Genomic DNA, 8482 nt, shown 5'->3' with positions numbered 1-8482 from the left:
TTCTAGATGCACATCTACATGAAGACCTAAGTCTGGAGATCGTGGCCCGGCGCTTCCACTATAATGCGTCCTATTTTAGCATTCTGTTCAAAAATTATTTTGGGCTCTCGTTCACGGAATATATGGTGAAGCTCAGAATGCAAAAGGCTCAGCACTTACTGCTGCATACAGACGCCAAGGTCGCAGAAATTAGTAGACAGGTTGGTTATAAAGATATCAAATACTTTTTTAAAGTGTTCAAAAAAAACGTAATGCACACGCCGGAAGAATTTCGTAGGAAATTCAACTGATTGTTAGGTGAAAGGAAGATACGATGCGCCAAGTTAAATATATGTATCAAAAATTTTTGGACAGTAGCTTTCGTACGAAATTGATGCTGTCCTATTTTTTGTTGTCTGGTTTTATCGTTTTGATCCTAGGTTTCGTTTACTTTGAAACGAGCGCACGGAATATTACTACAAATGTAACAGATAGCGTTACAAGCGTTCTGCGTAGTAATAACCAGCTGCTGGATAACAAGCTGACAGCTATTCAAAAAACCGTAGATATGATTCCGATCGACCATGATCTTCTTCAGACCATTATGAACGTGGATACTACGGATTCTTCATCGCTGTTACGAGCTGATCGCAGCATTACAAAAATTTTGTACAGATACTTTGGCAATATGGAGGAAGTGTATGCTTCCCAAATTATGACGCAAAATTATGCATATGGAAGCACTGATCGGATGTATATTCCCGTTCAGCCGTTCTATTCTTCTCCGTTGGCAACAACGGCGGTGGAAGCAGAAGGGGCTACCAAATGGATTCCCGCTTATTCGTATGCCGATACATTCCATCAGCAGGATTTAAAACGAGGCTCCTATGAGTTTAGTTCTTTATTTGCTGTGGTAAAGCAGCTCCATTTGACTGCATTAGATGATGCAGGAACCTTTCATACGCTTCCGGAGGGAAAGGAAAAACCTATACTTATATTGAATTTTCGTCCTGACTTGTTAAAAGGGGGCTTTGAAGATTATGCAGCCCGCAGCGGATTTGCACATCTATCCTATGGCATGATTCATGATAAAAATGGGATGGTCATGAGTTCGAATGGACAGCAACAAGTGGGGGAGCCCGTGGCGGATTGGCTTAAGGATGCCATTACTTCGGAACAAGGGATGAAAATGGTAAACGTTAAAGGTCAAAGCATATTACTGGTTTACGAAGCGATGAAGACGACGGGCTGGGTATCTTATATAGCCATTCCCATGGAAGATGTATTGGGACATCTGTCAACGATTCGCACCTACACGGTGTTTTTTTTAGGTTTTATGATGCTCGTTGCTGTTATTCTTGCATATTTACTGTCTGTTTATATCAGTAAGCCCATCACGGATATGAAACAGGCGATGAAAGTAATGGAGAAGGGACATTTTGATATTCGAATTCCTGTACGTGGCTATGATGAATTGGGAGACCTGGTGATTCGGTTTAATCAAATGAATGAAAAAATTAAAGATTTAATCGAGGAAAATTACAAGTCACGTCTACGAGCCAAAGAGTCGGAGTTAATGGCACTTAATTTACAGCTGAATCCCCATTTTTTGTATAACACCTTAACGACCATGTATTGGATCGCGTTAGAACATAAACAGCACGAGCTGGGCCAATTGATCATTAGTCTGGCGGAAATGCTGCAAATTACTACTCGAAATAAAAACGATACATGGAGTTTGGAAACCGATCTGAATTGGCTGGAAAAATACATTTATATTATGCAGAATCGCTTTGAGGACAAGTTCACGGTGGAATATGATATTGATCCCATTTTGCTTCAGATGGAAGTTCCCAAACTTTTCTTGCAGCCTTTTGTAGAGAATTCAATTATTCACGGCTTCGCCGAAATGGAATCAGGGGGTCTGATTAGGATCACAGCCTGGATCGAGAAGCAATTGGTGTGTTTTAAAGTGGAGGATAATGGATTAGGAATTCAAGAAGATCATATACGCCGAATTCAAGCTGGAGAAATCAGATCAACGGGCATTAAAAATGTAGACAGAAGAGTACGGCTATTATATGGAATGGATTATGGCGTTACGCTCCACTCGCCAGCAGGTAAAGGGACATTCGTCCTGATTCGCATCGGAGAAATTCATAGATCTAATCAAATGACACCAATCCAATGAGAGTACGACTTTTAAAAATGTAAGCGTTTGCTAAAATGAGTTTAGTGACGAAGCAACAAACGAAAAGATAAAAAAATAAACGGTTTGGGGGCGTTACTCATGTTAAAACGAAAATTATGGATTGTCTGCATGTGCTTGATCGTTGGGCTTATGTCAGCCTGTAGTTCAAATGAGAGCAGCAGCAAACCAGTTGATTTGCAGGGTCACGAGCAAGTGACACTGACCTATGCCAGTTGGGGGAGCACCAATGAAAAGAAGGTTCAGCAGGAAATCGCTAAAAAATTTACAGAGAAATATCCGTGGATCAAAATTAACTATATGCATATCCCCGGGGATTACGTAACCAAATTAACGACGATGTTTGCCGCCAATCAGGCACCCGATGTATTTCCCATTTATAAAGCACAGGCTCTGCAATGGGCTGAACAAGGCAAACTATATAATTTAAATGAATTTTTGAAGGAGGATAAGGAGCTAACGAAGGAAAGTCTTATTCCTAATTCAGTCATCTATTGGGATAAGGACAAAGTGGCTGGGATCAAGGTAACTGAGGAAGCTTTCGCGCTTTATTACAATAAAGATTTGTTTGATGAGGCTGGTGTTGCTTTGCCGCCAGTAAAGGCTGAGGAGGCTTGGACATGGGAGCAGTTTTTAGAGACTGCACAAAAGCTCACCATTGATAAAGCGGGAAATAATGCGCTCAGTCCCAATTTCGATGCAAGTAACATTAAACAGTATGGAGTTCGGTTTGATACATGGATGTGGCATTTGCTTGTGCCTTCCAATAACGCAAGTGTCATTTCAGACAAAGGGGACTCGCTTAATCTTGAGAGCCCTGATGTGATTGAAGCTGTTCAGAAAATGGCTGATCTGATCAACGTTTATCATGTGGCACCGTCGCCAACGCAGTCCAAAAATATACCTTCCCCGGCCGTAGCACTACAAAGTAAGCGTGTAGCGATGGATTTGGATGGACAGTGGGTTCAATTGGATCTTGGAGAATCGAAGGTGAATTTTGGTGTAGGCGTGTTACCCAAGCTGAAGAGCAGCAAAACGATCCTGTTTGGCGAACCGGAAGTGATTTCTGCCAAAACCAAACATCCTAAAGAAGCATGGATGTTTTATAAATTCTTGCTGGATGCTGAAAGCGGACTTGACATGCATTCCAGCGGATTGTGGATGCCTGTCATGAAAAAGTGGTACACCGAACCAGACTTGATTAGCAAATGGGCCGATGTCAAACCAGGTCATGCCGATGGTTACCGTGATGCTGTCATGAACCAAACGCTGCATAACGGTGTCAATTCTTACGACTATTATCTGAAAAACTCGGAAAAAATCAATGCTATCATTAACCCGGCGCTGGATCAGGTATGGCTGGGCAAGAAAACGGTGGAGCAAGCATTCAAGGAGGTTTCCGCAAAGGCCAACGCGGAATTTAAAGGGACGTATCCAAAAGAATAGGGTGAGTGTTTTGACAGAAAGAGAGGGATAGAATGCAATCATTATCTTCTATTCGTAAGAAGGAAAATTGGTTGGGGTGGCTTTTTGCCGCCCCTGCTATTCTCGGCTTTGTCATTTTTGTTCTGGGACCGATGATCGCTAGTCTCTGGTTCAGTCTTACCGATTACAAGGTTGCTTCACAGGCCCATTTTATCGGTCTGGATAATTACGTTCACTTATTTGACGGTACGGATCAATTTTTTTATAAATCACTCGGGGTTACGTTTTATTATGTGTTCCTGAGTGTGCCCTTGCAAATTATTGTAGCTTTCTTTTTGGCGATATTGCTTAATCAAAAGGTAAAAGGTCTGGCTTTTTTCAGAACTGTTTTCTATCTCCCTACCATTGTGCCACTCATAGCATCGTCTATGATCTGGATGTGGCTGTTTGATCCGGATCTTGGTTTGCTAAATGTGGTATTGCGTGCGCTGCATTTGCCTGAAAGTCAGTGGATATATAGCGAAGGGTCGGTAGTTCCTACTCTGGTTTTAATGAGTTTGTGGACCGTTGGAGGAACCATGATTATTTTTCTGGCAGGCTTGCAAGATATACCTAGACATTATTATGAAGCCATTGAAATTGACGGTGGAAACGCTCTTCATAAGCTTATGTATATTACAATTCCATTGACATCGCCCACTATTTTTTTTAATACGATTATGGGCTTCATCGGTGGGTTTCAAGTGTTTGTTCAACCTTACGTCATGACTCAGGGTGGACCCAATAACTCCAGCTTGTTTTATACCTTTTATTTGTTCCGCGAGGCATTTACTTTTTCGAATATGGGTTATGCCTGTGCTATTGCTTGGGTGCTCTTTATTGTCGTTTTGGTATTCACTGCCTTTCTGTTCAAGACGGCCCGAAAATGGGTGTATTACGAAGGCGGGGGGGTATGAACATGAAAAAACGCGGTTTAAGTTGGAGCAGGGTTTTGCTCTACGCAGTTCTCATAGTGGGCTCACTGTTTTGTATGTTTCCTTTTTACTGGCTGGTGCGAAGCTCCATGATGGATTTAAGTCAGATTTTTTTGATCCCGCCGAAATGGATTCCAGAGCCTTTTGTATTCGAGAATTTTTTACAGCCGTTTGAAGAGTTATCCTTTGGGCGCTATTTTGTGAATACATTTATCGTCGTTGCGGGTACTTTGGCGGGTGTACTTCTGTCGAGTACCATTTCTGCCTATAGCTTTGCGCGAATGAGATGGAAGGGAAGAGATAAGGTATTTGCCTTGTTATTAAGCAGCATGATGCTGCCGTTTGCAGTCACGCTGATTCCGTCATTTATTGGTTGGCAGGCATTAGGCATGGTTAATTCGTACGTTCCATTGGTATTACCTTCTTTTTTTGGTGGAGGCGTTTTTAATATTTTTTTGCTAAGACAATTCTACATGACGCTACCGCGAGAACTGGATGAAGCTGTATTTGTGGATGGAGGCAATCATTTTACGATTTTCACCCGTATTATTTTGCCTTTGTCGAGGTCGGCGATTTTGGTCATTGGATTGTTTACGTTTTTGAATACATGGAATGATTTTATGGGGCCGCTGGTTTACCTTAATGATGAGAGCAAATTTACGTTGGCGATTGGGCTGCAGCAATTTCAGGGAATATATTCGGCTCAATGGGGCGTTTTGATGGCCGCATCTTTAATTGTAGTCTTGCCTGCTATTATTCTTTTTGCCATAGGACAGAAGTATTTTATGGAAGGGATTGCCTTGACGGGGATTAAAGGATGAGAACAACTGCCAGGTACGCACTTTGATTTTTTTGGAATTTAATATTAAAATGGAAGTAACTTTCGAAAAGGAGATGACGTGAATTGGCAGAGCAAGTGCGTATTGGAAAAACAGATCTATATGTAAAACCAATCGGTTTGGGTGCAAATAAGGTGGGAGGACATAATCTCTTTTCCGGTTTGAATGATGAAACGGGTAAAGAAGTTGTTCGCACAGCTTTGGACAACGGCATCAATTTTCTGGATACGGCTTTTATTTATGGACCTGAGCACTCAGAGCGGTTGATCGGTGAGGTGCTGAAGGAGCGGGGCCAACGTGAGGAAGCGGTCATTGCGACCAAGGGGGCACACAAATTTGTGAACGGAGAGGTTGTTTTTGACAACTCGCCTGCTTTTTTACGTGAATCCGTCGAATCCAGTCTGAAAAGATTACAGACCGATTATATCGATCTGTTCTATATCCATTTCCCGGACGAAGCTACGCCGAAGGCAGAAGCAGTTGGAGAATTGAAGAAGCTCAAGGACGAAGGCAAAATCAAGGCTATTGGCGTATCTAACTTTTCCATTGAACAACTTAAGGATGCGAATAGCGACGGTTATGTAGATGTGCTCCAATCCCAATATAATTTGTTTCAACGGGAAGCTGAGAAGGATCTGCTGCCTTATACCAAGGAAAATGGCATTTCGTTTGTGCCTTATTTCCCGCTAGCCTCAGGATTGCTGGGTGGTAAGTATACGAAAGACATGACCTTCACAGACATCAGAGCAAAAAATCCACTGTTTCAGGGAGATGCATTTGCTCGTAATTTGGACAAAGTGGAGCAGGTACGAGAGATTGCCAATGCGTTGAATGCAGAGGTTGCTCATGTTGTACTCTCATGGTATTTGACCCGCGATTCGATTGATGCCCTCATTCCAGGGGCGAAGGGGCCGGAGCAGGTGCTGGCGAATTTGAAGACGCTAAATGTCCAATTGAGTCAGGCTGATATCGAAAAGATTGACCATATTTTCAAATAATAAGTGCACCTGAAATTTGCAATTGTATATGTATTCCATCTAGAGAAGCTGCCGGACGGGCGGCTTCTTTTTCGTCCCTCCCTTGCATATCCTTGTAGGGTAAGTTCAACGCTGCGGGGGGAACGGATGATGAGAAGACCGCAATGGCACAGCGCGCCCAACAGAAGACGACGCGGCAGACGTAGAGTATTTTTGATTGTGGTACTGGCGCTGCTGGTGGGAATCATACAGGTGGCTGCTTATGTGGAGCAGCATTTGAAGCCGCCTATGATGCACCTGGCAAAAGTACGGGTCAAACAAATGGCGACGGAGGCTATTAATTCAGCAATTACAGCACAGGTAGAGCAGGGGAAGACGGCTGATAATTTGATCGAATGGAGAACGGATGCACAAGGAAGAACCTCCGGCTTTGTTCTGAATTATGCAGAGCATATGAGAATTACGTCAGACACGCTCAAAGCAGTCAAGGCAACGATGGACAGCATGAGCCATTTTGATGAGAGTGTTCCGATTGGTCAGGCATTGGGCAGTCCACTGTTGGCAGCTTATGGACCAACGGTCCCCCTAAAGGTGGAGCCGCATGGAGCAATCAAGGTGGATTTAAATACCCGTCAACAGGATGCGAGCATAAACATGATCTTGGTGGAAGTGTACATTCGGATTACGACGGAAGTGTCCGTGGTTATACCGTTTGAGATGCAACCTCAGATTGTGGAGACGGAAATTCCGGTTTCTTATTTATTAGTGGTAGGCAACGTTCCGATGTACTACTATGACAATCAGGGGAAACCAGTGGGTAAAAATGGTGCAGCCGCTCCGCAGTTGGCGTTGCCTCCCCATTCCATAGAGAGTAGCGGCGCTGTAGATCCCAGCACAGTAAGTGTTCCAGAGGTACAGGAAGACCAAAACACCTCTAGCCAGTCCCCAACGCCATAGAGCGGAGGGGAGTGACGTGAGTTGCTCAGGAAAAACAAAAGGGACCCTATGAGGAGGTCCCTTTTGTTTTTCCTGTTTTGAGCGCTTTGCGTTCGGTCTGCTCCCACTGTCTTAATAACGGATACGGGTCAAAGGACCAATCTGCCCAACCATTGTCTCGATATATACCATAGTGCAGATGCGGTGGAAACTTGCCTTGAGTACCGGGTTTTCCATAGCCCGAGCTTCCGACCCAGCCCACCGTCTGACCGGGTGTAACGATGTCTCCGTTGTGGACGGTTTTGTCAAAGCCGGAAAGATGCGCATAGTAGTGATAGCGGTTGTTGAGATCTCGGATTCCGATTCGCCATCCGCCGAAGGGATTCCAGCCCTTCATTTCAACTACACCGTAGCAGGTACTGCGAACTGGAACTCCATAGCCAGCAAACAGATCAGTTCCTTCATGTATACGGTAACCGCCCCAGCTGCGACGGCTTCCCCATGTGCTGCGGTAGCTATAAATGCTGCCTAAAGGAAGAGGGAAGGCTTGACTGACCAGATCCAGCTTGCCATACGTCCGATACAGCTTGGCAAACTGCTGAACTCTTTGAACTGCGCGGCTGTTATGATAATATTCCCAAACGGCAATACCAAATTCATCCTCGTTGTTTCCATACTTTCCGAGATAAGATGCGATGCTGAATAGCAGATCCTTGTCATTATTACGGTCAGCGATTCCATCACCCGAACCGTCTTGTCCCAGCCCGGAAAATAGTTCAATGGAACGCGGATTTTGATCCTCCGAATCAGGGTTCATCAGGCCGGACCAGACTGGTCCCGTGATGAAAATACCTATGATCCGTTCTGCATGCTTGCGATCCCTGGGATGGGCCACTGTAAGTGTGCGTTCATACTGGTCGATGGCGGCCAGCCTGTACCAAGGAACTCCAGTCAGGGCTTCGATGGAATGATATAGAGCCAGCCTGGACGTATACGACGAAGACTGAGCATGTGAAGCATCTACATTTGCGGTCAGGCTGCTTCTGGCGGACGAGGACTGTAAGTGATTGGCAAAGGCATGGGCAGGAAGCGGACAGGCCGTTGTCAGTGTAGTAGCGCATAACAGCAGCGATAACAAACGAA

General features: G+C 44.3%; 8 protein-coding genes. 7 read left to right on the top strand and 1 reads right to left on the bottom strand.

Annotated features, from left to right (window positions below):
- From GRP75_RS14865 to yunB, 7 genes are all read left to right on the top strand, one after another.
- Positions 1-290 (top strand): helix-turn-helix transcriptional regulator (locus tag GRP75_RS14865; protein ID WP_160789683.1); only part of this gene is annotated, 290 nt, incomplete at its 5' end.
- Between the two features lie 23 nt (positions 291-313).
- Positions 314-2170 (top strand): sensor histidine kinase, encoded by a 1857-nt coding sequence (locus tag GRP75_RS14860; protein WP_160789682.1) that lies wholly within the window; start codon positions 314-316, stop codon positions 2168-2170.
- Positions 2171-2269: 99 nt separating this feature from the next.
- A complete protein-coding gene (locus GRP75_RS14855) occupies positions 2270-3634 on the top strand; it encodes an ABC transporter substrate-binding protein (protein WP_023990217.1) in 1365 nt (454 codons plus the stop codon).
- A gap of 32 nt (positions 3635-3666) precedes the next feature.
- Positions 3667-4569, top strand: a complete 903-nt coding sequence (locus tag GRP75_RS14850) for a carbohydrate ABC transporter permease (protein ID WP_160789681.1) — start codon at positions 3667-3669, stop codon at positions 4567-4569.
- A 2-nt stretch (positions 4570-4571) separates the two neighbouring features.
- Positions 4572-5408, top strand: a complete 837-nt coding sequence (locus GRP75_RS14845) for a carbohydrate ABC transporter permease (protein WP_160789680.1) — start codon at positions 4572-4574, stop codon at positions 5406-5408.
- Between the two features lie 83 nt (positions 5409-5491).
- On the top strand, positions 5492-6424 hold the full coding sequence (locus GRP75_RS14840) for an aldo/keto reductase (RefSeq protein WP_160789679.1): 933 nt from the start codon (positions 5492-5494) through the stop codon (positions 6422-6424).
- 126 nt (positions 6425-6550) lie between these two features.
- A complete protein-coding gene (gene yunB, locus GRP75_RS14835; RefSeq protein WP_160789678.1) occupies positions 6551-7360 on the top strand; it encodes a sporulation protein YunB in 810 nt (269 codons plus the stop codon).
- 46 nt (positions 7361-7406) lie between these two features.
- Here yunB and GRP75_RS14830 read toward each other — a convergent pair.
- On the bottom strand, positions 7407-8482 hold a 1076-nt coding region (locus GRP75_RS14830; protein WP_160789677.1), incomplete at its 5' end, for a M23 family metallopeptidase.

Origin of the sequence: Paenibacillus sp. OT2-17 (assembly GCF_009827695.1) — a bacterium.
Classification (GTDB): domain Bacteria; phylum Bacillota; class Bacilli; order Paenibacillales; family Paenibacillaceae; genus Paenibacillus; species Paenibacillus polymyxa_B.
Note: the sequence above shows the minus strand (reverse complement) of the source record. Positions and strands in the feature narration are given on the sequence as shown.